Genomic DNA, 26,260 nt, shown 5'->3' on the forward strand with positions numbered 1-26,260 from the left:
ACTGGCAAAACGAATACAAATCAGAACTAGAAACCTAAGCAGGTGAATGATTCAATCGATGAGCTGATTTCATCCCTGGCAGGCGATATACGAGTACCTTGCCTTTCAATACTTCCTCGACAAATACCAAATATTCTCCATTCTCTCTCCTGAAGGCGCGCAATCCGTAGGGAGTATCAACCCAGCCACTCTCCCTAGCCACCTCTGGCCCTGGACTTAACTTCTCCAGTAAAGAGCCATTTCCAGCATCATAAACGTAAACTTCTGCGGTTCTGGTGGCTGCGGTAAACACTCTGTCTCCGGCGACATCCATCGACTTGATATTCAGTTTTGGGTTAGCGTTTGGAGCATAGGGCAGAGGGATGCGCCAACGTATGTTGGTTTTGGACTTGCTCCAATTGTCATAACGTACTATCTCCGTACCCACTAATCCCCAATCCCCATCGGCATTGGGACGCTCTTTCGTATACCCTCCTAGGTACATCACATCTTGCTCAGGGACATACTCAATCCGGTTGAGTGTGGTAAAGGGTGCTGGCATGGGTATCCGTTCTGACGCCGCCTTGGAGTAGCGGGGGCTACCGTATTGATCCAAGCCTTGAAAACGATAGTGCTGGATAAAGCCAGACTCAGAGGTTTGCCAGATATCGCCCTTACTATCAATCTCCCACCCCCAAATCGCAGGTTCTTCTGGTCCTAAATTTTCGTATTCATTGGCTTGAATGGCACCATTTCCATTTTTGTCGCTCCATAGCCAATTTTGCTTTAGGGGTTGATTTGTCGGCCATTCTGTGTGGATTTTGGAAAAAATAGTAGCGGGGACCGCTATTTTATCATCAAATCGGTAAACACTGAGCTGAGTCGCATACATATCCGTTAAATACAAAAAACGTTTACCGCCAATGCGACGAATGAATGCGGACGTGGGGGTATGATTCGTTTTTTGCAGTCGCGGATCGTCGGGATAGCGGAAGCGATCAAGAGTTAGTTCTTTGTACGTCCATTCCCCTCCGTTTGTCTTGCTGTAGTCCATGACATAATGCTCATCTTTAGTGAAGACGTTCACCCCGTCACTGTCCAAGTCAGCATCGGCATTATCCAGAAAAATCAGACCCAATAATCGCCACTGTAACTGTCCTTGAGGGTCATACTTTCTCAAATCCGCACCTGTTCGGTTAAACCCATCGTTACTGATGTAAATATTTCCAGCGGCATCGGTGCCTACGCCTGTAATGCCGTAGAGTTTCAAATCACCGACTTCTCCTCGGATGCCGGAATAAATGCCTCCTTCCACACCAAAGGTGCCAACTTGCTTGGGTTTGTCTGTAATGTCGTAAATCAACACCTGCTGACGTGGGCCATTGTCTGCCACCAATAGTCTGCCTTGATTGTCAACTGCGATCGCGCTTGGCTCATCAATCCCTGTAATCTGTGATGGCAATGGCTGTCCCGTTTTGGAATAATGCACAATTTTTGCTGGATTGTCGCCATCTTTAGCTTGAATAATCCACAAGTTCCCTTGAGAATCGACGGCTATCTGTCGAGGATTTTTCAACTTCCAGTCTCGCCGTTCTTGCATCGTGTCTGTATCTAAGACCAGAATACGGTTACCGGCTGGGTCACTCACATATAACTCGTTATCGGCGGTAGCCAAGCCCGTGACCTGACTAGACGTATTAATCATTAACATACTGCCGTCCCAGAATTTACCGGAGAAGGAGGCCGGTTTACCCTGTAAGTTGTAACGCCGCACGCAGTACCAGTCAGTCCCTTTCGGGGGATAGTTCACTCCCGTAAGTTTTCCTCCCTCGTTGCCTTGAACCATACCCACAAACAGGTATTTACTATTCGCTGCAACCGCAATGCCTCCAACCCTTCCCCATCCGTGTAGCGCATCAGCCCGACCAATTACGTCTCCGTCTTTGTAAATCCCCGCCTCCCGACCGGCTTCATCCCATAAGCTATTGGTATAAACGGTGCCATCGGGAGTGACATACATGGCACTAATCTGAATTTGTACCCACTTATCGCCACCACCAAAAGTGTTGCCTAGCCAAGAGGTTTTGTAGGAGGTTTCGGACATCGCCCCAGTTGTCACATAGCAGGCCAATGAGGTAAAAATGAGCAGTCCTGCAAAGAAATAGAGCGGTAAACGGACTCTAGGACGGTAACAATAAACCTGAACCTGACTGAGATTTTTGCGTAGAGTGTTGGCCTTTTTGATCAGCCATTGCACTGAGTTCGGCGTTTTAATCTGCGATCGGTTTCCCTGCCAAAATTGTGTAAGCAACGATAAGAATCTCTGGTTGATCATCTTCTCAAGCGACCTTTGAATGGATTTTTGAGTTGAAAATTAGAGTCATCTGTGCTTATCGGGAGGAATTTGTCAGCAATTGTTGTGTCCTTAATTACACTTGTGTTACCTTCATCAATAAAGTTTTGATGAAATTTTTATGAAGTTTTAATGAAGCTAGCTATTTTAATCTGTTAAAAAAAATTATTTATTTAGAGTTAACATTTCTTGTAGAATCTTGGCAAGCTTGGAATCCATTAAATGATTAGCTTTCATGCTAACCATTAGCCCAGAGTACATTGTTTGCCGCGATTGTCCGCACTCTGTCTCAAGTCCACACACATATTGAACAACTGACCCAGGTTAACGGCAAAGACAATTTACTGGAAAAGTCTGATCTGAAGTTTTGTCACAAAAATGGCAACATAGAGATTATGTCTGACTAGGAGAGTTTCCAATAGCACCATAGCAACTTCACGAACCGTTAAAGCTTATGAATTCAAAGTCTCATTTCACCTGGATTGATTTTCTCAGAGGCATCTCTGCGTTTGGGATCGTTTTATATCATGTAAGAGTGGATCTTTGGGTTGGTTGGGTTGCCATCAGTACACAACCAGAATCGTTCAGTTTTTTTGATCGTGCAGTCGCGTTGTTATCTATTCCAATTCCTTTTCTTCGTCCTTCCGTAATGCTCTTCTTTCTGGTGAGTGGATTTGGCATTCACTATAGTTATTCGGCCTTGGGCCGCTTATGGGAACTAAAATCGTATAGTATTCGCCGTTTGCTGCGAATTTATCCACCTTACATTGCAGCAGTTATAGGCTGTATCTTAATTGAATGGATTTTAAGGGTTCAATTCAATCAGGAAGTATCTCCAATCGCTAAAGTTTGGCAAACTGTATTTATGGTGCAAAACTATAGCCCGGATGCAGGTCAGATGTATACAAATCCAGCGCTATGGTCTTTGCCAATTGAAGTAGAACTTTATGTTGCCTATCCCATTTTTTACTGGCTCTTAAGGCGCTATGGAATCAAGTGGTCAATGTTTGCAGTGGCTATTGTTTCCATCGGAGCCTTAGTCATTGCGTTAGGTCCTAATTTGCAAAATTACAACAATACCCTGGTTGAGAATGGAGGGCATTTTGCAGTTTATTGGATTATTTGGTGTGCTGGAGCTTTATTAGCTGAATGGACAGGGAAAGATAAATTGCCAAAATGGCAACCCTGGTGGTGGGGAGTCATGGCATTGACTTTTGTTATTGGTATAGCCGTAACTTTGTTGAAACTTTTTATCGTGATTCAAGAATTGATCTGGGGAGGGTTCTACTTTACATTGATGCTGTGGGGAATGACACAGCCAGATCCACTCGGCTTCCTGAGTGATCGAATGAAGAAAATATTTTCCTTCTTAGGATTAATTTCTTACTCACTGTATTTGATCAATTACCCATTGTTCAGACTGTGTGGGGAAATTTGGCTGAGTTTATTTGGTACGAAACCAGCGAATTTTCTAATTCCTCTACTCTTTAGTGTATTGTGCATCCCCATTGCTTACGCTTTTTATCTTGCTGTCGAAGCTCCAAGTTATCGGTTAGCTAAAAAACTTGCCAATCCCGGACGCAAGCCTCGCACGGTGCAAAGTTAACACAAACAGGATCATGGTTCATTGTTGATTATTTATTACAATGAACCATGGGTTATGTGTGACATCGTTGGAGAAAACTAGGTGGAAGGTAACATTAGCAATCCTGGTACAGCGTCTGCATCTATTCTCTGCGTTGGGCTGGGCTGGTTTCCCAAAACTCCAGGAGGACTCGATCGCTATGTTTACGAACTCACGCATCAGCTAGCTGCCTATGGGGATCAAGTTGAGTTATGTGGAGTTGGATTCCCCGAAGAACCCCAAAATTGTCCGATAAAACTGACAAATTTAGCAGAACCTAGTGATCGATTGTGGCAACGACTATGGTTGATGCGCCGCAATTTTTTGAGCCGATCAAACACCAAGAAACCTGATGCCATTAACTTGAACTTTGCCTTGTATAGTCTGCCACTGATGCAAGTGTTGCCCAAGGGAGTACCGATTACTTTCTCTTTTCATGGCCCTTGGGCATTAGAATGCCAGCAGGAAGGAGTGGGAAAAGTCGGGGTTTTCTTTCGGGACTGGGTAGAGCGACAAGTTTATCCCCATTGTGATCGCTTTATTGTCTTAAGTAAGGCGTTTGGTCAGATTTTGCACCAAGAGTATCACGTTCCTTGGAGCAAGATTTATGTTATTCCCGGTGGAGTGGATCTGAAGCGCTTTCAGTCCAATTTATCTCGTCAACAAGCACGCACTCAGCTAAACTGGCCTCAAGACCGCAAAATTCTCTTCACACCTCGTCGCTTAGTTCATCGGGTTGGGTTGGATAAATTATTAACAGCGATATCGATGATTAAGCCTCAGGTTCCTGATGTCTGGCTTGCCATTGCTGGAAAAGGGCCACTCAAGGCTTCACTAGAACAACAGTGTCAGGAATTAGGCTTGGATGAACAGGTTAGATTTCTGGGTTTTTTACCGGATGATCAATTACCTCTCGCTTATCAAGCAGCTGACTTGAGTGTAATGCCCAGTCAATCTTTAGAAGGTTTTGGCTTGGCAATTGTCGAATCTCTAGCCTGTGGCACTCCCGCTTTGTGTACGCCAGTGGGTGGAATGCCAGAAGTCTTAGAAGCCTTCTCACCAGAATTGATTGCTGCTGCGGCTGAACCCATGGCGATCGCGAAAACGTTAGAACAGGTGTTACTGGAAAAAATCCCTCTACCTGATCGATCCGCCTGTCGTGAGTATGCGGCAACCCATTTCGACTGGCAGAACATCGCACAACAGGTTCGTAACGTTCTTTTAGGGTAAGGAGGAGAATTCTATCACTGATGAAAATTCTTTTCCTTGACCAAAGCGGTAAACCCGGTGGTGCAGAGTTATGCCTCATAGATATAGCTAAACCCTATCGAGACAGTTGTCTAGTGGGTTTATTTGCCGATGGCCCGTTTAGAGAATTACTCGAACAGCAGGATATTCCAGTTGAGGTTCTCACTACGGAGTCGATCCAAGTTCGCAAAGAAAGCAGCTTGATGCAGGGGTTAAGCAGTATGGGTTCTCTACTGCCTCTGATTGCTAAGGTTGCTCAAAAAGCCCGTGATTACGATCTGATTTACGCCAATACCCAAAAAGCGTTGGTTGTCGGTGCTCTGGCTAGCTTTTTGAGCCGTCGTCCTCTGGTCTATCACTTGCATGATATTTTATCATTAGACCACTTTAGCCGAACCAATCGTGCGATCGCGGTGACGTTGGCTAACACCCAAGCGTCCTTAGTCATTGCCAATTCTCAAGCCAGTCAAGCCGCATTTGTGGAAGCTGGAGGGCGATCACCTCTCACAGCCGTGGTCTACAATGGGTTCAATCCGGACTTCTATCGAGCTGATGAATCTCAGCGCAAAACCCTAAGACAGCAACTGGGACTTGATGGACAGTTTATTGTGGGTCACTTTAGCCGTTTGTCGCCTTGGAAGGGGCAGCATATCTTAATCGAAGCCTTGACTCAGTGCCCTGAAGACGTGACAGCTATTTTTGTCGGAGAAGCCCTATTTGGTGAGCAAGATTATGCCCAATCTTTACATCAACAAGTTGCAGAATTAGGGATTGAAAAACGGATTCGATTTTTAGGATTTCGTTCCGACATTGTGCAACTGATGAGTGCCTGTGATTTAGTAGCCCATACTTCAGTTGCTCCTGAACCTTTTGGGCGAGTTGTTGTTGAAGCGATGCTCTGCGGATGCCCTGTGGTAGCGGCAAAGGCGGGAGGCGTAGTCGAATTAGTAGAACATGAGCAGACGGGTTGGTTAATACCACCAGGAGATTCGGCTCTACTCGCAGACGTGATTACCAACTGTCGTCAACAACCAGAGGCTAGGACAATAGTCGCGCACCAAGCACGAGATACAGCTAGCCAACGTTTTCATCTGAATACGATTAATCAGCAGATCGTTCAACTGCTCAAACCTCTGATTTTACCAAAGGCAAATTAGATACATTCGGGTTTAATCTTCATCCTCAATCGATGCCCAGAATAAGTGAAATAACCGTGTGGAAACGACAATTAGAAAAAATAGATAAACACCGATTAGGGTGGCAATAATGGCTATCGAAAATGGAAGAAGCATCGTAAAAGCTTGACTTAAGAACCCCAGTTTCCAGCCTATTACAACAGTGATAAAGTTCATCTCTCGAAAGATATAGATATGACAGGACAAATTATCCAAACGACCGTTGGGAAACGTTTCGAGGAAAAGTTCCAGGATATTATATTCAGCTTTTAACTACTTTAATAGTTGATAAATCGATAGATTTATGCACTTGTTCCAGGCAATCACAATTCTTCTAAAAGGTTTCCCTGACCCTAATTTAACCTCGCGAAAAACAATCGTTACCAAAATCTCAAGTTTGTGTAACGAAATAAGGATGGTTAATTTCGTGATGCTTTAGAGAGGCTCCGTGCAATTACTCTCAACTCTAAGAGTGACATGATTTGTCTCTTATTGTCTATAAACCTGCCAAGACTTTTCTAAAATTTTATCTTCCGTTGTTTCTGTTGAAGAGGATAGACCAAGCCTTTTGCTTATGGCTTCAAGAGTTGGTTTATTCTAGAGCTAAGAAATTATGTTAAGAGTCTGTAAAGATGTTGACTCTATTAAATTCTGATGAACTAAAAATAATTGAGACAATAAGGCTGAATAACCTCAAGAAAGCGTCTCATTATACGTACCAAGCTCAGGACATCTTCCTGACTTAGGTAGGCTATGTATCGAGATAAGTGTGTATCGAAATATTAAGTTTTCTGACTCAAAGTCTAGTTCACCGTTTTATTTATACCCAGTCACTTTTATACAAGTAACCATCTCACTCTATCCAGGCCGTGTTATCTGTCAGCCTAATCGGTATTATTCTTAGAGGCGTTGCTGCTGACCATATCCATATTTTTCAGCCTTCTCTAGCAAATCCTGAAGGTCAGGACTGTTCAGCTCAGGTGAACGGTTAGGAAAATACCATCCCCGTAAACCATAGCTAACTAGTGCTGTATACTCTCTTAGCCGGAGAAAGAACCTTGCTCTTAACCCACCCACATAAGAAGGTATTTCGCTAGTCTGAGAAATGACTTTAAACCCATAGGCGCGAAACACCAGTAAAGAACGCCACATGTGAGGCCAATCAGTAACCAAAATAATTCGACGAATCCCTCTTGGTTGTAATATAGCTGCTGTAAATGCCGCATTCTCTTGAGTGGTTAGAGAACAATTTTCACCATCTAAGGCAGTCTGAGGAATGCCTTCGGCTTCCAGTCGCTTCATGATGTCCACAGAATCGCCTCTACCGCTTACAAAAATTATGGGTGCTTGTTTCGCTTGCCAAAGCTCAGTAGTACGCTCAATTCGGGTGTTATTAAAGAGTGGGCCTCGTCCTAAGACTACAATCGCATCAGCTTTAGTCGTGAAATCAGATGGCAGAAAGCGTAGTAGTGCTTTGTCGAGAACGAAAAATATGACTAATGAAATAATAGTAAAACCTAAAAGCCCTAAAACGATTCTCATACGATTTAACTGACGTTTCCATCGTAGATGTTGAATGGCCCAGTAAAGCCCAAACAAACATAAACAAATGGCAGCGATTAACACCGGTTTATTGAACCAAATAAACGTAAACCAATCAATAAAAAATGGTCTATCGGGAAATGAGCGAGAACACAGATTTGAATTGAACATTAGTGCAAGCAAGATAAAAGGCAGTTTGGCTCAGGCATAACTCTTTGTCTAGAGCGACCATTTTTTAGAGAATGGCACGAGTTAAGCCAGAACTTCTGAGAAATGCACGACTCAAATCACGGCTATTCAGGTTAATCTCCCTTAAATTATACCGTTTGCAAACAACAGCGCCAGAGAATTGCTTAACAGGATTAGGTGTTTGGGCAAGGCGGCTTATCGCTAACACCTCAAATGCATAACTAGAAAACTCCTCACCATCAATCGGTGCATGAGATTCCATGTTTAGCCCAATACTAATCTCAATTTTTAGCCATAGCCTATAAAGAAAACCCAGCTGGTCAATAGCTGGGTTGTGTTTTGTACTTTTGTGGCTGATACGAAAATGTTCGCTCCTCACCCTCTTCTAGCATCTCTCCAACTGGCGTCATTGAAAGCGGCTAGTGGTCAGTTTATAAATTGTCTACTTCAGAATGTCGATCAACTGTTATTGATGATGGCGCATTCACCCTAAAAAGTGCTCTAAAAACGTTGTCCGGTCATTACCTTGCGTAAATTTTACTCTGTTAAGTACTTCTTGATAATCAGAATATCTTTCTTGAGATAGATATACTATTGGCTGTAAGTTTTTAGGTTTGGCATTAAAGTTTTTACCCAGCTAAGACTAATTTGGATGTATCCCCCTTTAAAGATAGGGAGAGAACTCTCATGGGTTAACCCAATAATTTCCAAATCAGGCTGGATTTACCTGACCCGTATATTTTCCTTATCGCCGTTCCCAGGATTGAGGGATGAGATGGAAATCATTCACTAGCCATTTCCCTTGAGTATCCTTGACCAGTTGGATCGAAAATTCGATGGGATAAAAGACACCAGGTTCAGAAGTTCGTGCGGTTCCTTTGAGCCAATAGGTATACTTCTCCCCATTCATTGACGATTCTGTTTTGGCTATTGTGAGCGTATTAGGCCAAGGAGAAGATGTATCTAAACTTGCCAACTTCCTCTTATTGTGTTTACCTTTTTCAGTTAGCCATTGATCGAGTCCAAACTGTATTGAAGAATTTTCCATTTGACTAGCTAGTGCGCCTGTATCTCGCGTAAAAATAGAGGCCACGACATGTGCTAAAACACCTTCAGGAGACTGGGGATCGCTGCGATTCAGCAAGTACATCCAATCCGTTAAGTTAAACCAAGCCAGTTCTGGGTTAGCTTCAGTAGTAAGACGGGAACCTAACTTGGAATTTAATTGAGATGAAGCGGTTAGAGTGGATGGCTGGGGCTTGATTCCTCTGGCCTGAACACGAGTATATTGAGTGTAGGTGGCTACGAGTAGGGATAGAGTAGCGATGAGAGAAAGACCCACCACGGTAGAAGGCTTTGATAAAGATGACATGGAAGTTTTCCAGATGGAAACGCAATTTTGATGAATAGCTTAATCTGGCTAAAGAGAAAACCTCTTATTAAGCGGTTTTCTCAGCGAAATAACTGTTTAAAGTTTTCTACAGCTCATCGGAAAGATTATTGATTGTTCTGATTGGAGCAATTCTTTAAAAGTCGTGTTGCCTCAGGATTTTCCCCCTGTACTCGCTCCATCCATGACTACTGCAAGTGACGACACAGGTAGCATTGTTATTTAAAACAGCAACTAGTACAACATCTCAGGTAGTATTCTTTCCAAAGACGGCACAAAGCTGTTCCAAAGTTTCCAGCCATTGGGACTCAATTCAAGTTAGATTGCTAACTGTCTGCCTCATCCAGAAACTAGCCATATCCTGGGATGGCTTGTTGGGGGCGACTCCTCCCTGATTTATGCTCTGATTCAAATTACTGGTAAAAATTATATCCGATTTTTGACGAACCTAGCAGGTATTCTATTCGACCCAAATGCCAATTTGAGTATGCCTGCCTCCTTTCGTACAGAGCAACTCATGGCACCTAGTAGAACGTTAGTAGGAACTTAATTTGAAGTTGATTCGTACAAAGGTACTACCGGGTAAGCAAAAACTTGCTTTATTTTCGATCAAGCCTGTATAGGCTCACCATATCGTCAAACTTAACGCCTCTATCTTTAGAGGTAACTTATCTTAAAACTCACTTAATTCTGGCACCTAGTGAGTCGTGATTAGCAATAGCATAATGCTATTTATTTATAATCAGCATCCGGAAAATTGTTTTTAGCATTGAATCATTATCTATCCTATCAATGATTTTAACAATCAAGGTGGATTGTTCTGCAAACTCCAGTTCGAGGATACCAATCACATCTTATTGTCCTTCATTATGCTTTTCTCTCATAATTTTATTAATCTATGGGAACTTTTTTACTTATTCCTGCATCATCCAAGTTGACGAGTTTTTCATCCTGATTTGAAATTGACAAGCGTGAAGATGTAAATGTTGCTAATCATTTGGAGGAGCAAATGCCTAAGAAGGTCGCACTGCTGATTGGAGTGAGTGAATGCGGAACTCAATTACCTCCTCATTCGGAGGCAACCAATAATGTAGCAGCCATGCAACGAGTTTTGCAAGATCCGAACCTGGGTGGTTTTGACCAAGTAGAGACACTGCTCAATCCTGATCTGGGAGCAATGCAAAAGGCAATTCAACAGGTATTTGCCAAATGTGGAGTGAATGACTTAGCACTGCTATTTTTCTCTGGTTACGTCCTGATTGATCAGGAGGAACATTTCTATTTTACGACCCCGAACACAAATAAAGAGGACTTGCCATCAACAGCGGTACCAGCCAGTCTGGTGCAACAAGAATTGATGATTTGCGATGCTAAGCGACAAATCCTGATCCTTGACTGTTGCTACAGTGCCACCCAGACTGAGGGCAAGCCAACCGAAAGTTTAAGTGTCAATCTTAATAAAGAATTAGGTGCTACGGGGCGAGCGATTCTCACGTCTTCCACCACGACACAAACGGTTTTTGAACCGGGAGAAGCAAGCCTTTCTCTCTATACTCAATACTTAGTAGAAGGGATTGAGACAGGCGCAGCAGATCGAGACGGAGTGGGTTTAATTTATTTGCGGGAATGGCATAACTATGCTAAAAGTAAAATCAAAGAAATTAAGCCCCAGTTCGAGCCAAATATAATTCTGGATGAAAAAGAGTTTGATATTCTGCTCACTCTTTTATTGAACCCAGATCCCAATCATGACCCAGAGGCAGAATATCGCAAAATTGAATCCAAGTATTTCAAAATTGTTGAAAACTATGAGCGTCTTGGCGAAACATCTAATGTGGTCACACAAACCTTAATTAAAAAACAGAAAACATTTGGCCTCAGCATTGATCCCGAAGCACCTGATGACCTCAGTTCTGATTCAGGAATCGACTATACGAGATTGCGAGATTTATTAAAAGCTGGAGAATGGGAAGAAGCCGATAAGGAAACGTTAATCGTCATCCTAAAGGCTGTTCATCGGCAGACAGAAGGATATCTGAATATCGATTCAATTGAAAATTTCCCTTGTACGGATCTGCATACCATCGATCAGCTTTGGGTCAAGTATAGTAGTGGGCAATTCGGCTTTAGCGTACAAAAAGAAATCTGGCGGGGCATTGGTGGCGAATTTGGTCAATATGATAATGCGCTTTACGAGGAATTTGGTCTACGGGTAGGGTGGCGCGAACGCAGTCGCCTGGTGTTAATCACAAAATGGAAAAAATATGAAGACCTCAGTTTTTCCTTAACTTGGGCACCCGTAGGTCATCTCCCAACTTTAGCGAGTGGTAAATTGATGAAGTTCGATCAGTTAAATTTTTGGGGAGTCAGGAGTGATTTTTATGCTCGGATGGAGGCTTGTTGGGTCTAAGTTTTAGCTTAGATTTCTCACGGATCATAGATGGACTTGGACTATCAGCCTTGAACTTGAGTTCAAGGCGGGCTTTCGGGCGAACTTGAGAATGGTGCAAGAACTCAGTTAAAACCGCTTCAGACTGAATCATCTCGCACCATGATATCTTGTAGCCTCACATCTCGATGCAGCAACCGATTTTGATGAGCCAGAGCCAGTGCCTTACCCATTGGCTCCATGTAGTGCAACGCTTCATATTCTGAAAGAATACCGCCATTGGCTAGAGTTTCCCCTGCGATATACTCCATGACGATGCCCCATAGCTGACCCTATTTGATCAGCTCGTAACCTTCAACAAGGTGAGGATGCTGACACCCATTCAAGGGTAGCGCCTGGTTGAGAGTCAAATTAATCCATCTGTTACTCGACTAAACCCATCAATTTAGCAACGAACCCTTAAGATCTATGAAGAATCCCTAACGAATTGGCTCCAGACTTCATAGCTGAGGCAAGGAATGTAAATTGTTATGCTTGATGCTAGTTCAGTTCTAGACGTATTACGACCCGTTCAAGACCCGGAACTCCGCAAGAGTTTGGTGGAATTGAATATGATCCGGAATGTCACAATCGATAATGGCACGGTTAGCTTTACCTTAGTATTGACAACCCCCGCTTGCCCCTTGCGGGAATTTATTGTTGAAGATTGCCAGAAAGCCGTTAAGCAATTACCCGGTGTCGAAAAAGTCTTGGTGGATGTCACCGCCGAGACGCCTCAGCAAAAATCCCTGCCCGATCGCACAGGCATTGATGGGGTGAAAAATATTCTGGCGATTTCCAGTGGTAAAGGTGGCGTCGGCAAGAGTACTGTCGCCGTGAATGTCGCCGTTGCTCTGGCACAAGCGGGTGCCAAAGTCGGTTTACTCGACGCGGATATTTATGGCCCCAATGCACCCGCGATGCTGGGGTTAAAAGACGCCAAAGTGATGGTACAGCAAGGTGCAAAAGGTGAAGTATTGGAACCCGCCTTTAATCATGGCGTCAAATTAGTATCCATGGGCTTTTTGATTGACCCAGACCAGCCTGTGATTTGGCGAGGACCCATGTTGAATGGTATTATTCGCCAGTTCCTCTACCAGGTCAATTGGGGTGAATTGGATTATCTGATTGTGGATATGCCGCCGGGAACTGGAGATGCCCAGTTAACCATGGTGCAAGCGGTACCCATGGCAGGAGCAATAATTGTAACAACACCGCAAACCGTGGCACTGTTGGACTCCCGTCGGGGATTGAAAATGTTTCAGCAGATGGGAGTATCGGTGTTGGGTATCGTAGAGAACATGAGTTACTTTATTCCACCCGACCTACCGGATCGGCATTACGATTTGTTTGGTTCGGGAGGAGGCGAGAAGACCTCCAAGGAGTTAAATATTCCCCTATTGGGATGTATTCCCCTAGAAATTTCCCTCAGACAAGGAGGGGATGCAGGAGTGCCAGTCGTGGTGGGCGAACCCGATTCAGCGTCGGCTAAGGCATTAGTGGCGATCGCATCCCAGATTGCTGCCAAAGTCTCGGTCGCCGCCTTGAGTAGCTCTTGAAGGATGCAGTTTGAAGGATGAAGTATAAAGTGTGAAATGTAGCCAACTGTAAATTTCCTCTTTGTCATCAGTGAAGAACTGCTTTTTGAGAGTAACCCTTTGCATCCTTCAGCCTTTAGAAGAAAATCTTTTCTAAAATTCCTGAAACTCAGGCTCGAACAGAGCTAATTGCTAACAATAAGAATCAAGAATCTTCACGAGCTTTATGTTGCAACGATCAGTATTTGGTACGCACGTTGGGATGCGCTGGAAGTCGTTCCTGGCACCCTGGCAGCAATTAGACTGGCCCCTGTTAGGCTTAACCCTGGGTCTCACCGGTCTTGGCGGGGTGATGATTCGCAGTGCTGAACTAAATAATGGGCAAACAGACTGGTGGTGGCATTGGATTATTGGCGGTATTGGATTAGCCATCATCCTAACGCTCGCACGCTGGCGCTACGAACTCCTGATCCAATGGCATTGGGTTGTTTATGCCATCACACTTGTGGGTTTAATCGCGGTAATGTTCCTTGGTACTAGTGCCAACGGTGCTCAACGGTGGATCGGCATCTTGGGCTTCCAGGTTCAACCCTCGGAATTTGCAAAAATTGGGTTAATTATTAGTCTGGCGGCGATTCTTCACTCGGAACCCGCGTCAACCTTGATGGCGGTTTTAAGAACTTTAGGAGTGGCGGCAGTTCCCTGGCTCTTTGTCTTTTTGGAACCTAACCTAGGAACCTCACTGGTATTTGGCTCTATTACGATGGGGATGCTCTACTGGGGCAATGCCAATCCAGGTTGGCTGCTACTGATGATTTCTCCAATTATCTCAGCGATCGTCTTCAACGCCTATTTACCGGCTTGGTTCTTCTGGCTGGGCGGAATGGTCTATATTGGCTGGCGCAGCTTTTCTTGGCCGATATTAGGAGCATTGGGAGCCTTAGCCGTAAATGCGGTTTCAGGTGGTTTAGGGCACATGCTATGGGGGCTGTTGAAGGATTATCAAAAAGCTCGCTTGCTGCTATTTTTAGACCCTGATCAAGACCCATTGGGAGGAGGGTATCACCTGATCCAATCTAAGATTGCGATCGGAGCTGGTGGCATTTGGGGAAGAGGACTTCATCAGGGAACTCAAACCCAACTCCGTTTTATCCCAGAACAGCATACTGACTTTATTTTCTCTGCCATAGGGGAAGAACTCGGTTTCATCGGCTGCTTATGCGTCCTACTCGCCTTCTGGTTTCTCTGTCTGCGCTTGGTGATTATTGCTCAGAATGCCAAGGATAACTTTGGCTCTCTGATCGCCATTGGAGTCCTATCCATGATTGTGTTTCAGACCATTGTTAACATCGGGATGAATATTGGTGTAGCTCCAATTACCGGGATTCCGCTGCCCCTACTCAGTTATGGGCGATCGGCTCTGCTGGCAAACTTTCTCGGTCTTGGGTTGGTTCAATCGGTAGCCAATCATCGACCTCGATTAAAGTTTTAGTTATGAGTCATTCGTCATTCGAGTATCGTTCTTATCAATGACCAGTGACTCAAGAGTAAGCTATTAATACAAACTTAATTCGTAGAGATTCATGATTCTTCCAGGTTCCATTGTTCGCGTAATTAATGCAAACGACATCTATTACCACTTTCAAGGACTCGTCCAACGAGTGAGTGATGGGAAAGCGGCTGTCTTATTTGAAGGAGGCAACTGGGACAAGTTAATCACGTTCCAACTCTCTGAATTAGAAGCTGTCGAACTCACAACCGGGAAAAAGGGCAAATAAAGGATCGAAGTATCAAGGATGAAGCATGAAAAGGAGTTCATGGCTTTCCTATCGGTTGATTGATTCCTAAATCTTTGGCCGAGCATCAGCTTCATCCTACTTTGCGGCAACGGCTACGCCGAACCTCCTTCATACTTCCTATGCGTCTTCCTCTACCCCAATTTTCACTTGGCGATCGCCCCGATCATCACATTGCGGAGGTGATCGAAACAGCAACAACAGAGTTTTTGGCTCAGTGTCTGGAGCCGGAAGATTTAAGCTTTCCGGTGATGCCTCCCTTTGGGAGCTGGGTGAGGTCTGTGGATGAAGAGTCAGGAAACCAAGTCCTAGCCGTAGTTTATTACGCCACCACCAGCCCAATTGATTCTGTACATCGGGCTAGAGCGTTGGGGTTATCTTTGAGTGAATTGCGAGAGCAGCAGCCTCAAATTTTTGCCATGCTAAAAACCGAGTTCCGTGCGGCGATTGTGGGATTTATGCCGCCAACTCAGGGGAGTAACGGTTCTAAGCATCCCAGTGACCCCGCCTATCAATATCTTCCCCCCCGTCCGCCGCAAATTCATCAAGCGGTCTACCAATGCCAACCCGAAGAAATCATCCATTTCAGTGAGCAGTTGGATTTCTTACGAACACTCTTGCAAGTGAATGGAGCGCCCGTCGAAGCCTTAACGGCTGCGGCTATTCGAGAGGTTTATCAATTACGTAAGGCTGACCGTGGTTGGTTAGTGCAAGCTGGACGAACGCTGAGCATCCTACTCAAGGATGATTATGACCGCTTGCGGTATATTTTAAGTCAAATACATTGGTAGTGTATTGAGAACAAAAATGAGCCGATGGGAATGAGAGGACGCTCGCTCTCGCCCGATTTTCGTACCTGGGTACATGAGAAACGCTCATTTTTGATTCCCATACTTACAAGATAAAAATAGGATTTTTGACACTCCTCGGCAGTAGAGGCGCGAGGATTCTTTCTTCAACCAGTCGGCTTGCTTGCTGATGTTTCCATCAACGAGTAGAGGTCGGTCTGTCCGAAAGCGTTAATTTCCCTGTGCCCCAGGGTATTTAAGTCGATTCCAGCTTGCCTTAAAGCCTTAGCTAAGATATTCAATGCTGCGTTGTGGTCGCGGTCTAGTACCGTGCCACACCCGCACACATGAGTCCTTACTGATAGCGACTTTTTCACTGTATTGCCACAGGTTGAGCAGTTTTGAGAGGTGTATTGGGGAGCGACAGCAACCACCGTCTTCCCATACACTTTCCCTAGGTACTGCAACCATTGAGTAAACTGTGACCAAGCTGCATCACTGATGCTTTTGGCAAGCTTGTGGTTTTTCACCAGATTTCTTACCTGCAAGTCTTCATAGGCTACGAAATCGCTAGATTTCACTACGCACAATGCTGTCTTAATGGCAAAGTCTTTACGCTGCCTACTGACTTTGAGGTGTTTTCTGCCTAACTTGTTAATAGCCTTTTTCCGGTTGGCTGAACGCAATTTTTTGCTGGATACCTGGCGTTGTGCCCTCTTTAACGCCTTTTCGCTTTTCCGAAGATGGCGAGGATTAGGAATGGTTGCTCCAGCGCTATCGGTCAAGAAGTGGTTGAGTCCTACATCTATTCCAATAGCCTTACCTGTTGGTACAACTTCTTCTACCCGATCTACAGCGATGCAGAACTGGGTATAGTACCCATCAGCTCTCTTGATGACCCGTACTCGCTTTATCTCCTCTTGAGCATAAAAATGCAAGTCACGAGAACCAACCAGCTTAAATGTGCCTGCCGCAAACCCATCGGTGAAAGTTAAACTTCTTTTATCAGAAGAAAGCTTCCAACCTGAAGTTTTATACTCCACAGAACGAGTGAACTTCTTAAACTGAGGGTATCCCTTCTTTCCGGGTTTGTTGGCTTTGCAATTAGCCAAGAAACGTTGGATAGCAAAAATAGCACGTTCCGCCGAAGCTTGACGCGCCATTGAGTTAAGTTTTCCTGCCCATTCAAACTTTTTAGCTAATACAGCACATTGTTTGTAGAGATCAGATAGCTTAACGTTTTGATTATCCATCCAGTACCGGAGTGCCTTGTTTCGGATAAACTGCGAGGTGGTGATCATTTCGTCAATGACCCGATATTGCGCTGGTTTACCTTTCAACTTAAACTCAAGTACGATCATGATGGTATCTTACCATATTTATGGCTGTTTGTAGCTATAAACAAAAAAGCCGCCCTTCTAGGGCGGGGCTTTCGACCCATTAATTTCGGTAAATATAATGTGCGGGGTTCGACTATTGCTGCGAAACTGAAAGTCATAACTATTGGGGAGTTATCCCTGTCTTCGTTCAGTCATCAGCTACACCAGCCATCTATCTCCTAGCCCGGTGCTTATGGAATCAATTACAGCATCTCTCAAGGAACCCGTTGTTTCCTTTGCGCTTCTTTTAGCGGTTATTTTATTGGTGCCTCCAATCTTTGAGCGACTGCGACTGCCTGGATTAGTGGGTTTGCTCGCAGCAGGGGTTTTGCTGGGTTCGAGTGGACTGAACTTACTCAACAACAAATCTGAGACGATGACATTGCTCTCAGACATCGGAAAAATTTATCTGATGTTTGTCGCAGGGCTAGAAATTGACCTCGCGCAGTTCCGCAAAACCAGAAATCGCTCCCTGGCATTTGGAAGCACGACGTTCCTCGTACCGTTAATTACCGGAACCCTAGTCGGCCGTCTGGTTGGCGGCTTTGATTGGAATGCGTCTATTTTGATTGGCTCTCTACTGGCGTCCCATACGCTTCTCGCCTATCCAATTGTTCAACGTCTAGGTGTCGTCAATGATGAAGCCGTCACCGTCACGATTGGTGCCACGATTTTTACAGATATTGGCGCTTTGCTGGTTCTAGCTATTTGTGTCGGTGTGAATAAAGGGAACTTCTCAGCTACCAGCTTAGCGGTTTTGCTGATATCGTTGACCATCTATTCACTTGCCATTCTATTTGGCTTTGACTGGCTGGGGAAAGAATTTTTCCGTCGTACTAAAGGTGACCAAGGGAATCAATTCTTGTTTGTACTGCTGGCGGTGTTCCTGGCTTCAGTGGGAGCACAGCTAGTGGGAGTGGAAAAAATAGTGGGAGCCTTCCTTGCGGGTTTAGCCGTAAACGACGTTGTCGGGGATGGGCCGGTCAAAGAAAAGGTCGAGTTTATTGGCAGCGTTCTATTTATCCCCATCTTTTTTGTGGATATGGGCTTGCTGCTCGATTTAAATTCTTTTGTCAAAACCCTGTCCTCTTTTGGGCTGACGCTGGCAATTATCGGGGGGTTGATCGGGAGTAAGTTTGTTGCAGCCTATATCATCAAGCTGATCTATAACTACAATCAACAGCAATTGCTGACGATGTGGTCACTATCCTTACCCCAAGTGGCGGCGACTCTGGCGGCAACCCTGGTGGGATATCAGCAGAAGATTCTCAGTGAAGCTGTCTTAAATACTGTGATCTTAATGATGCTGGTGACATCAATTCTGGGGCCGTTGATTACGGCACGAGCGGCGGCTCAACTCACTCCAGATGCGACGACTATAGCTGATGCTATCGATCCGTTAGACCCTCCCGTAGAGTCGAAAAAGACGGGTGACTTTACCGTTGTGGTGCCGGTTTCCAATCCTCAAACCGAACGGTACTTGATGGAAATGGCAACGTTGTTGGCACGGCACGAAAGTGGTCGAATTGTACCGTTGGCAATCGCGCAGGCTCATGCTCGCATGGATGACCCGGAAATGGATAAAGCGGTTCGGCGAAGCCAGATGTTGCTTGACCGAGCACAAGATCTAAGTCGGGAATTGGGCGTTGAAGCGTCACCCCAACTGCGAATTGAGTACGACGTTGCTCCTGCCATTACTCATGCGAGTCGAGAACAAGATGCCAGTATGATTGTGCTGGGTTGGGGTGGACGGCTAGGGTTTCGCGCCCGCTTGTTTGGTAATGTGACCGATAGTGTTTTGTGGTCAGCGCACTGTTTAGTAGCCGTGGCACGCCTGTTGGATTCCCCCCTGAAAATTCGGCGGATTTTAGTCCCTGTGGAAAACTTATCAACCTCAGCAATACGACCTGTGCGCTTTGCTCAGATTTTGGCTCAGGTCAATCAAGCTCAGGTGACATTAGTCCACGTCTGCGACCCCAGAACTCCACAGGGCAAGATTGCCTGGACTCGTTCTCAGTTATCGCTGATTGTCTCTCAACTGTCGCCCGATCCACCGCCAACTGAAGTTGAAATTATTCCCCAGGACAATGTGACGCAAGCAATTCTGAAAGCCTCTCAGGGTCAGGATTTAGTGGTTTTGCGATCGCTACGCCGTCGGGTCGGTGCGGATGGGTTAGCGATTGGTGAAGTAACCACCCCACTGGTGAAACAACTCACTTGTTCGGTGGTACTTTTAGGTGAACCGCATGGAGCACTGTCGAGCGTTTTAGCTACCACCCGTTCCCCGTCTCCCTCTTCCTTATCCTGAGCGTCCTGATCAATCCTACAGAAGGTAGGAAAAATGCAGAGCTGGGGATAGGGGAAGAGTTCCCTCTCCTATCCCCAGTCTTTCCCACAGCCGCGCTTATACCAATTTCATTGAATTGTGCTATAATACTAACCCCTTAATGAAGGTGGAATCAGAAAAGTATTTGTAGCAAGCATTTAGGAAACTGGTATTAGGAATCAGTTTCGCTGGAGTCCGATTCTTTATTGCGCTGCTCTAGTTTCTCCTTTTCCTGCTTCAACTCTTCTTCCAATGTTTGGAGTTGTTCGCGACGCGCTTCCAACTCCAGATTGCGGCGAGTCAAATCCTGACTTTGCAAGGTTAAGTCTTGCCGCCACTGTTCAACCCGTTCCGCTTCTTCCTGTAAAAAGGTGGGGTTAACCTCAATGGTTAGGTACTTTTGTACCAAATCCAACACCCAATCTTTGGCTTGCTGGATGCTGAGAATTTCGTGGTTTTCAGAAAGATCCACTAACACCAACAAACCTTCATTCAGAGATTTGCTGTTCGTTAGTGCAATACTTTCTGGGTTAATTACAGCCCATGTGTGTTCGGAGTTTTGGCGGGCTAGTAATTGCAGTTCCACCCCCCCTGCACTTTCATTGTTTTGTACTTGGGCTAGGTGTAGCATTGGCGTTCATTCTTGTTCATTAGGAGGTTAGAGACACTCAAGACCGGAACTCATCAAATCCATCGCATCTCTATATCTGAGAAAGGCGATCGCGTAAAATTTCCGCTTGTTTTTCAGCTTCTGCCAAAGCCTCTTTCGCACCCTGCACAACGTCTGCCGGAGCTTTGCTGACAAAGTTTTGATTCGCCAGACGCCCGGACAGCGATTTAGCTTCCGCTTCTACTTTACCTAAATCTCGTTCTAACTTTGCACGCAGAGCATCGAAATCCACCACGCCTTCCAAGGGCATCAGGACTTGAACTGTACCGACGACACCCGCCATCGTTGTCTTGAGTTCTTGCTCTAAGGCTGGGGTAATGGTCAAACTTTCCACTTTTGCCAAATCTTTAATATAAGACTGCCCTGCCTCAAGAATTTGACGTTCTTCATCACTACTACTTTGTAGAATCACTGTTACCTTCACACCAGGTTTGATCTCTGCCTCTGCCCGGAGGTTGCGGATGGTGCGAATTGTACTAATCAGTAGCTCAAACTGTTGCTCCAGTTGTGGGTCAATCACAGAAGTAGACCCAGAGATTAAGGATGGGGAGCTTTTTTTGTCCTCTTGTGTCAGCCTTGATACTTGTTTGGGTTCTCCTGTGCCAATCACTTGTTCTTTAAGTGCTTGAGTTGCAGCGCCCAACTCTTGCCGCTTCGCAACCGTGAGTAAATAGCGGGAAGCAAACCATATTGTGTATCCTAGACCAACCATTTCAAATGTCGGTTGTAGGATGGGGAAACTATTGATGGCGCTGACGGCTGCTAACGTGACTTTGAGAGTAATGATTGTGACCAGCAACAGGGCAACCACAATCATCGGCTGTTGGTATTGATTGAAAAACTTACCTATCTCATCCGGCAATTCAGACAAAACTTTGGCAACTTGATTCCCGATTGATGACGATTGATTCCACGATGAATTCAGGCGAGATAATACCCCCGAATCGCTAGCACTGGCAATCTGTTCCAGCTTTGTTTTGGGGGTTTCGGCTGTCGGGGCGGGTAAAGGCGATCGCGTTTGGGTGTCCACCAAGACTGGCTCACTCCAGTTCGTCCCTTCTATATCCCCCACTTCTGGATAAGCTTGCACTGCCAAAGCCTGATCGGATTTTTGCGTCAGGGTATGCCAAATCTCTTCAGTGATGTGAGGCATAAATGGATGAAGCAATTTGAGAATGCCTTCTAACACATAGGCGAGAGTCGCTTGAGCCACTTTTCGCGACGCAGAAGAAGCATCCTCACGCAACCGCGATTTGACCATTTCAATGTACCAGTCGCAGAAGTCCCCCCAGATGAAATCATAGAGTCCCTTCGCCGCTTCTCCCATGCTGTAGTTGTCCAGAGCATCGTTGCTTTGACGCACCACTTGATAGAAGCGCGAGAGAATCCAGCGATCGCTCAATTCCAAAACCTCGACCCCCCCTTCGAGAGGGGTTCCCAACTCCTCAGGCGTCTTACCATCGAGATTCATCATCACAAACCGAGACGCATTCCACAGCTTGTTGGCGAAGTTGCGAGACGCTTCTACCGAGGCAGACTCATCCGTCTTGCGGTTGTACTCCAAGCGAATATCTTGACCCGCCCCAGCCACTTCTTTAACCAGGGTATAGCGCAGGGCGTCAGTTCCATACTTATCGATCAGCAACAAGGGGTCAATGCCATTGCCTGAAGTTTTGGACATCTTCTTGTTGTTCTCATCCCGCACCAATCCGTGGATGTAAACGGTCTTAAACGGCATCTTTTCCGTGAAATGCGCTCCCATCATCGTCATCCGTGCCACCCAGAAGAAAATGATGTCAAAGCCGGTAACCAGGGTTGTCGTAGGATAGTAGGTCTTTAAGTCTGCTGTGTCTTCAGGCCAACCCATGGTGGAGAAAGGCCATAATCCCGAAGAAAACCACGTATCCAGCACATCCGGGTCTTGTTTTATCTTGACATTTTCGCCAAATTGTGAAATTGCCTTTTCTTTGGCTTCCTCCTCATTAGAGGCAACGACAAAAGGAGTATGGTCTGTAATTTCTCCATCGGTTTCACTCACCGCATACCAGGCGGGAATTTGATGTCCCCACCACAGTTGGCGGGAAATGCACCAATCTTCTAACTTCACCAGCCAATCCCGGTAAACCTTTGTCCAGCGTTCTGGCACAAATACGGGTGAATGCTGCTGGTCGAGGAAGTCCAATCCCTTGTCAGCCATAGGGCGAATTTTGACGAACCACTGAGTGGAGAGGAGAGGTTCGATTGGGACTTTGCCGCGATCGCTATAGGGGACGGTATGCTTGTAGTCCTCCACCTTCACCAAGACGCCATCTTCCTCTAGGCGCTTCACCACATTCTTCCGGGCTTCAAAGCGGTCTTGCCCCTCGAATGGCCCTGCCTTGTCGTTGAGGGTGCCATCCTTATTCATAATGTTGATGAAGGGCAAATTATGACGCTGACCCATCTGGAAGTCATTCGGGTCATGGGCAGGTGTCACCTTCACGCAACCGGTGCCAAACTCTGGGTCAACTAACTCATCCGCAATAATCGGAATTTCCCGCCCCATAATCGGCAGGGTTAGCGTCTTGCCAATCAAATCCTTGTAGCGCTCATCATTAGGATTGACAGCAACGGCTGTATCGCCCAGCATGGTTTCGGGTCGAGTTGTTGCCACTTCCACAAAACCACTGCCATCGCTGAGGGGGTAGCGGAAATGCCAGAGATTTCCATTAACTTCTTGGTTTTCCACCTCTACGTCTGAGACAGCCGATTGGGTAGCAGGACACCAGTTCACCAAGTACTCGCCCCGGTAAATTAAGCCTTCTTCATAAAGACTGACAAAAGCTTTGATCACGGCTTTGGATAAGCCTTCATCCATCGTGAAGCGTTCCCGCGACCAATCTGCCGACACCCCTAAGCGCCGTAGTTGGTTAACAATTGTCCCTTTAGAATCTTCTTTCCACTGCCAAGCCCGTTCCAGAAACTGTTCACGTCCTAATGCTTTGCGGGTTGTGCCCTCTTTTTTCAGTTGCTTTTCCAGCATGGTATGCACCGCAATACTGGCGTGGTCAGTGCCCGGTAGCCACAAGGTATTACGCCCTTTCATCCGGTGGTAGCGGACGAGGGTATCAATTAAAGCACTCTCAAAGGCGTGTCCCATGTGTAAGCTGCCCGTAACGTTGGGCGGCGGAATCACGATGGAGTAGGGTTCGCCTTGGTGATTAGGGTCGGCTTTGAACGTCTGGTGTTCTTCCCAGTATTTCTGCCACTTGGCTTCGGTGGTTTTGGGGTCGTATTGGGTTTGCTGAGTGGGAGTTGTTGCTGTCATTGGGGAACACTATATGAAGACGAGCCTTGTCTTATTTTGCCATAGGGGTGAGAGGGAACGAACCACTCCAGGCGCAGAGGGCACGGAGCAGTGAGAAGATGAACGAGTTGAATCTAGTGCAGCACGGCAGAAATAACCCACCACTGAAAAAAGATTAAAAACCTTACTGTACAAACTTTCTTTCCTTCTGTCTTCTGCCTTCTGCCTTCTTTCCTTCTGCCTTCTTGCACTAGGGCTTTGCTGCTTGCCAGCGCCATCCTAACCTAATCGTAAAAGCCCTCCACGAATCGCCGTCCACCCAGACCTAGATGTGTCATCATTACGGTGTACTCTTCGTTCCAGATGGTGGCTTTTGATTAATATGAACCTCTTCTCCCATAGACACCACGTTGACTCTCAGTACGTATTGAGATTAATCGGACTGGTTTTGTGCGTGGGACTGGTTAGCTGTTCAATGCCACCCACCAAAGCCGACAACAGTAAGCCAACCGACTCAGAGTTAGAAGCCAAAGTTTTACAGGTGATTCGCAACAATCCACAAGTGCTGGTGGAGTCGTTGCAGGCTTACCAGCAAAAGCAAGCTGATCAACAGCAACAAGCTCAAAAAGCTTTTCTGGAACAGATGAAATCCAATCCCAAAGCTGTGATTGGTGACTCCCCAACCACGGGAGCTAAAGAGCAAAAAATTGTACTCCTGGAATTCTCTGATTTTCAATGTCCTTATTGTTCTAAGGCTCATGAGACGCTGAAGCAGTTCATGGCAACTCGTCAGAATCAAGTTACCTTAGTCTATAAACATCTACCCCTGACTCAAATTCATCCGGAAGCGATGCCGTCGGCAAAAGCGGCTTGGGCCGCGGGTCAACAAGGGAAATTCTGGGAGTTTCATGATGCGTTGTTTGAAAACCAACAGAATTTAGGTGAACCTCTTTATGTGGCAACCGCTAAAGCTTTAAATCTGGATCTCAAGCGGTTTGATCAAGACCGAAATGGTCAGGCAGCGAGTGCAGCCATTCAGAAAGATGTAGAAATGGCAGAAAAATTAGGCGTTACAGGAACTCCTTTCTTAATTATGAATGATCAGGTTATTGCCAATGGTGCTCAATTGGATAGCCTCGAAGCGGCTTTGAAACAGGTAAGTCAGCCATAGAGACTGTTTCCAAAGTAATGTTAACTGGCTAAGTTGCCTAACAATTGGATAGATCCCCCCTAGCCCCCCTTAAAAAAGGGGGAACAAAAACTCTTGAAAGTCCCCCTTTTGAAGGGGGATTTAGGGGGAGCTCCTGCGATTTACAATTCTTTAGAAACAGCCTCTTAGAGTTTGGAGAGTTAGGACTTTTCAGAGGCAACTCATCGTCCCTGTCAATTTTCTAGCCATTCAAATGAGTTGAAACTCCTTGAGGGCTGGTAAAAAATTGTGGTTTTCATGACTGGGACGGCTGAGCTTAATAAGAGCAAAACGCTGGGCAGGGCTGAGTGTTGCCCACTGCTGAACTGTGATAGATACAGCTAATTCTTGCGCTTTTTCCTGAATACTTGCAGGAATGGTTGTGCTATCCATCCAGGCCGGTTGGGGTTCTATGGGAAGTGTGGAAGCGGGTGAACCTGTATGCTCGATCACTCGATTTTGTAAATATTCCCGATAGGTTTCTATTTCATCGGTTGTGGTGCAGAGCATCTCTACCAATGCTTCACGCTCTTCCAGTGTAAATTGGTTCCAGTGAGTTAATTTAAGTTTGACTCCGCAAGTATCTAATTTCATTCGTACTTGCATAGGAATGCAGCGTAAAGACTCTACAAAGTCGGCTTCAAATTGGAAAAAATGAGACATTTATTTTAGACTTTTTAAGTTTTAAAGGTTGGATTTCTGATTGCAAAATGACTTTAAATATTTTTAGTCCATCTATTATTTTGATCATAAAAATAAATTGACTAATTTAGAAAATTTTAGTGCTTATCATGCGGTTCTCTAGGATTTGTAAAACGGATAATAAAATAACTAATTGATAAAGAGAGAATAGCGATCGACAACCCGATTATCTCCGTTCCCGTGACTTTTTGAAGGTCAAGAATAATAATTTTACGAGCAACAGCAATTAAAGACGTAACAATAACCAGTTCAACTTGAATAACATGCTTTCGTAGATAAGCGGTAATATTTTCTAGAATTTCGAGGGCAATCAGAACATTGAGAAACAGGCCAAACGTTTGGAATAAAGTTTTGTTAAAAAAGCCTAAAGGTGTGGTAAACAGCTCCTGAGCTAGAAAAACAACTAGGTCATAAACTGAAACTAAGATGACTACCACCATCACCACAGACAGCACTTTAGAGACAAACCCCTCTATCCGGCTTATACCACTTAGAAAATTACTGTCCCTACAAGAAGTAATGAATAGATAGAAAATTTTTTTTAACTGCCGCATTTTTTTAGGGAAGACAGCTACCGAAATGATATTACCATCCAGAGGACTACAAGCTCCAATAGCAACTTCATAATTCAGGTCAACTGTTACCCTAAAACTTCGGG

The 26,260-nt window shown here is 45.3% G+C and carries 21 protein-coding genes; 10 read left to right on the top strand and 11 right to left on the bottom strand.

All coding sequences use genetic code 11. From position 1 onward, the window contains the following. Window positions 1-34 precede the first annotated feature (34 nt). Window positions 35-2,314, bottom strand: a complete 2,280-nt coding sequence (locus MIC7113_RS00510) for a hypothetical protein (protein WP_015180209.1) — start codon at window positions 2,312-2,314, stop codon at window positions 35-37. Window positions 2,315-2,786: 472 nt separating this feature from the next. On the opposite strand from MIC7113_RS00510, the gene MIC7113_RS00515 reads away from it, so the two are divergent. The 3 genes from MIC7113_RS00515 to MIC7113_RS00525 all read left to right on the top strand — a co-directional run bounded on the left by MIC7113_RS00515 (window position 2,787) and on the right by MIC7113_RS00525 (window position 6,361). Continuing rightward, on the top strand, window positions 2,787-3,938 hold the full coding sequence (locus MIC7113_RS00515; protein ID WP_015180210.1) for an acyltransferase family protein: 1,152 nt from the start codon (window positions 2,787-2,789) through the stop codon (window positions 3,936-3,938). Between the two features lie 81 nt (window positions 3,939-4,019). Continuing rightward, window positions 4,020-5,186, top strand: coding sequence for a glycosyltransferase family 4 protein (locus MIC7113_RS00520; protein ID WP_015180211.1), 1,167 nt, complete (start codon window positions 4,020-4,022; stop codon window positions 5,184-5,186). 20 nt (window positions 5,187-5,206) lie between these two features. Continuing rightward, window positions 5,207-6,361 (top strand): glycosyltransferase family 4 protein, encoded by a 1,155-nt coding sequence (locus tag MIC7113_RS00525; RefSeq protein ID WP_015180212.1) that lies wholly within the window; start codon window positions 5,207-5,209, stop codon window positions 6,359-6,361. Window positions 6,362-6,373: 12 nt separating this feature from the next. On the opposite strand, the gene MIC7113_RS38520 is transcribed toward MIC7113_RS00525, so the two are convergent. From MIC7113_RS38520 to MIC7113_RS00540, 4 genes are all read right to left on the bottom strand, one after another. After that, window positions 6,374-6,496: a hypothetical protein gene (locus tag MIC7113_RS38520; protein WP_256374789.1), complete on the bottom strand. Its 123-nt coding sequence runs from the start codon at window positions 6,494-6,496 to the stop codon at window positions 6,374-6,376. Between the two features lie 783 nt (window positions 6,497-7,279). After that, the gene (locus MIC7113_RS00530; RefSeq protein ID WP_172642217.1) at window positions 7,280-7,921 is read right to left on the bottom strand and encodes a YdcF family protein; all 642 of its coding nucleotides are present in this window, start codon (window positions 7,919-7,921) and stop codon (window positions 7,280-7,282) included. A 235-nt stretch (window positions 7,922-8,156) separates the two neighbouring features. Continuing rightward, entirely contained in the window at window positions 8,157-8,372 is a 216-nt protein-coding gene (locus MIC7113_RS00535; protein WP_015180214.1) for a hypothetical protein, read from the bottom strand. A 483-nt stretch (window positions 8,373-8,855) separates the two neighbouring features. Then, complete coding sequence (locus MIC7113_RS00540; protein WP_015180215.1) at window positions 8,856-9,482, bottom strand: hypothetical protein; 627 nt, start codon at window positions 9,480-9,482, stop codon at window positions 8,856-8,858. A gap of 1,027 nt (window positions 9,483-10,509) precedes the next feature. Here MIC7113_RS00540 and MIC7113_RS00545 point away from each other — a divergent pair. Further along, entirely contained in the window at window positions 10,510-11,910 is a 1,401-nt protein-coding gene (locus MIC7113_RS00545) for a GUN4 domain-containing protein (RefSeq protein ID WP_015180216.1), read from the top strand. 119 nt (window positions 11,911-12,029) lie between these two features. On the opposite strand, the gene MIC7113_RS35755 is transcribed toward MIC7113_RS00545, so the two are convergent. Beyond that, window positions 12,030-12,200, bottom strand: a complete 171-nt coding sequence (locus tag MIC7113_RS35755) for a hypothetical protein (RefSeq protein ID WP_155897889.1) — start codon at window positions 12,198-12,200, stop codon at window positions 12,030-12,032. Between the two features lie 219 nt (window positions 12,201-12,419). Between MIC7113_RS35755 and MIC7113_RS00550 the strand changes: the two genes are divergently transcribed. The 4 genes from MIC7113_RS00550 (at window position 12,420) to MIC7113_RS00565 (ending at window position 16,053) form a co-directional block, all read left to right on the top strand. Continuing rightward, window positions 12,420-13,487 (top strand): Mrp/NBP35 family ATP-binding protein, encoded by a 1,068-nt coding sequence (locus MIC7113_RS00550; RefSeq protein ID WP_015180217.1) that lies wholly within the window; start codon window positions 12,420-12,422, stop codon window positions 13,485-13,487. Between the two features lie 205 nt (window positions 13,488-13,692). Continuing rightward, window positions 13,693-14,958 (top strand): rod shape-determining protein RodA, encoded by a 1,266-nt coding sequence (gene rodA, locus MIC7113_RS00555; protein WP_015180218.1) that lies wholly within the window; start codon window positions 13,693-13,695, stop codon window positions 14,956-14,958. Window positions 14,959-15,049: 91 nt separating this feature from the next. Continuing rightward, window positions 15,050-15,244 carry an NAD(P)H dehydrogenase subunit NdhS gene (locus MIC7113_RS00560; protein WP_015180219.1) on the top strand — a complete coding sequence of 65 codons (195 nt, stop codon included), beginning with the start codon at window positions 15,050-15,052 and terminating at the stop codon, window positions 15,242-15,244. Window positions 15,245-15,384: 140 nt separating this feature from the next. Further along, complete coding sequence (locus tag MIC7113_RS00565) at window positions 15,385-16,053, top strand: HAS-barrel domain-containing protein (protein ID WP_015180220.1); 669 nt, start codon at window positions 15,385-15,387, stop codon at window positions 16,051-16,053. Between the two features lie 164 nt (window positions 16,054-16,217). Here MIC7113_RS00565 and MIC7113_RS00570 read toward each other — a convergent pair whose 3' ends face one another. Then, window positions 16,218-17,411: an RNA-guided endonuclease InsQ/TnpB family protein gene (locus MIC7113_RS00570; protein ID WP_015180221.1), complete on the bottom strand. Its 1,194-nt coding sequence runs from the start codon at window positions 17,409-17,411 to the stop codon at window positions 16,218-16,220. A 211-nt stretch (window positions 17,412-17,622) separates the two neighbouring features. Between MIC7113_RS00570 and MIC7113_RS00575 the strand changes: the two genes are divergently transcribed. After that, window positions 17,623-19,737 (top strand): cation:proton antiporter domain-containing protein, encoded by a 2,115-nt coding sequence (locus MIC7113_RS00575; RefSeq protein WP_015180222.1) that lies wholly within the window; start codon window positions 17,623-17,625, stop codon window positions 19,735-19,737. Between the two features lie 190 nt (window positions 19,738-19,927). Here MIC7113_RS00575 and MIC7113_RS00580 read toward each other — a convergent pair whose 3' ends face one another. Continuing rightward, a complete protein-coding gene (locus tag MIC7113_RS00580; protein ID WP_015180223.1) occupies window positions 19,928-20,386 on the bottom strand; it encodes a hypothetical protein in 459 nt (152 codons plus the stop codon). Between the two features lie 70 nt (window positions 20,387-20,456). Continuing rightward, window positions 20,457-23,732 (bottom strand): valine--tRNA ligase, encoded by a 3,276-nt coding sequence (locus tag MIC7113_RS00585; protein ID WP_015180224.1) that lies wholly within the window; start codon window positions 23,730-23,732, stop codon window positions 20,457-20,459. A 454-nt stretch (window positions 23,733-24,186) separates the two neighbouring features. Here MIC7113_RS00585 and MIC7113_RS00590 point away from each other — a divergent pair, with 454 nt between their 5' ends. Next, window positions 24,187-24,882, top strand: coding sequence for a DsbA family protein (locus tag MIC7113_RS00590; protein ID WP_015180225.1), 696 nt, complete (start codon window positions 24,187-24,189; stop codon window positions 24,880-24,882). A 228-nt stretch (window positions 24,883-25,110) separates the two neighbouring features. On the opposite strand, the gene MIC7113_RS00595 is transcribed toward MIC7113_RS00590, so the two are convergent. Continuing rightward, on the bottom strand, window positions 25,111-25,563 hold the full coding sequence (locus MIC7113_RS00595; protein WP_015180226.1) for a nitrate reductase associated protein: 453 nt from the start codon (window positions 25,561-25,563) through the stop codon (window positions 25,111-25,113). A gap of 116 nt (window positions 25,564-25,679) precedes the next feature. Further along, window positions 25,680-26,156, bottom strand: coding sequence for a phosphate-starvation-inducible PsiE family protein (locus MIC7113_RS00600; RefSeq protein ID WP_015180227.1), 477 nt, complete (start codon window positions 26,154-26,156; stop codon window positions 25,680-25,682). Window positions 26,157-26,260 lie beyond the last annotated feature (104 nt).

The organism is Allocoleopsis franciscana PCC 7113, from assembly GCF_000317515.1.
Classification (GTDB): domain Bacteria; phylum Cyanobacteriota; class Cyanobacteriia; order Cyanobacteriales; family Coleofasciculaceae; genus Allocoleopsis; species Allocoleopsis franciscana.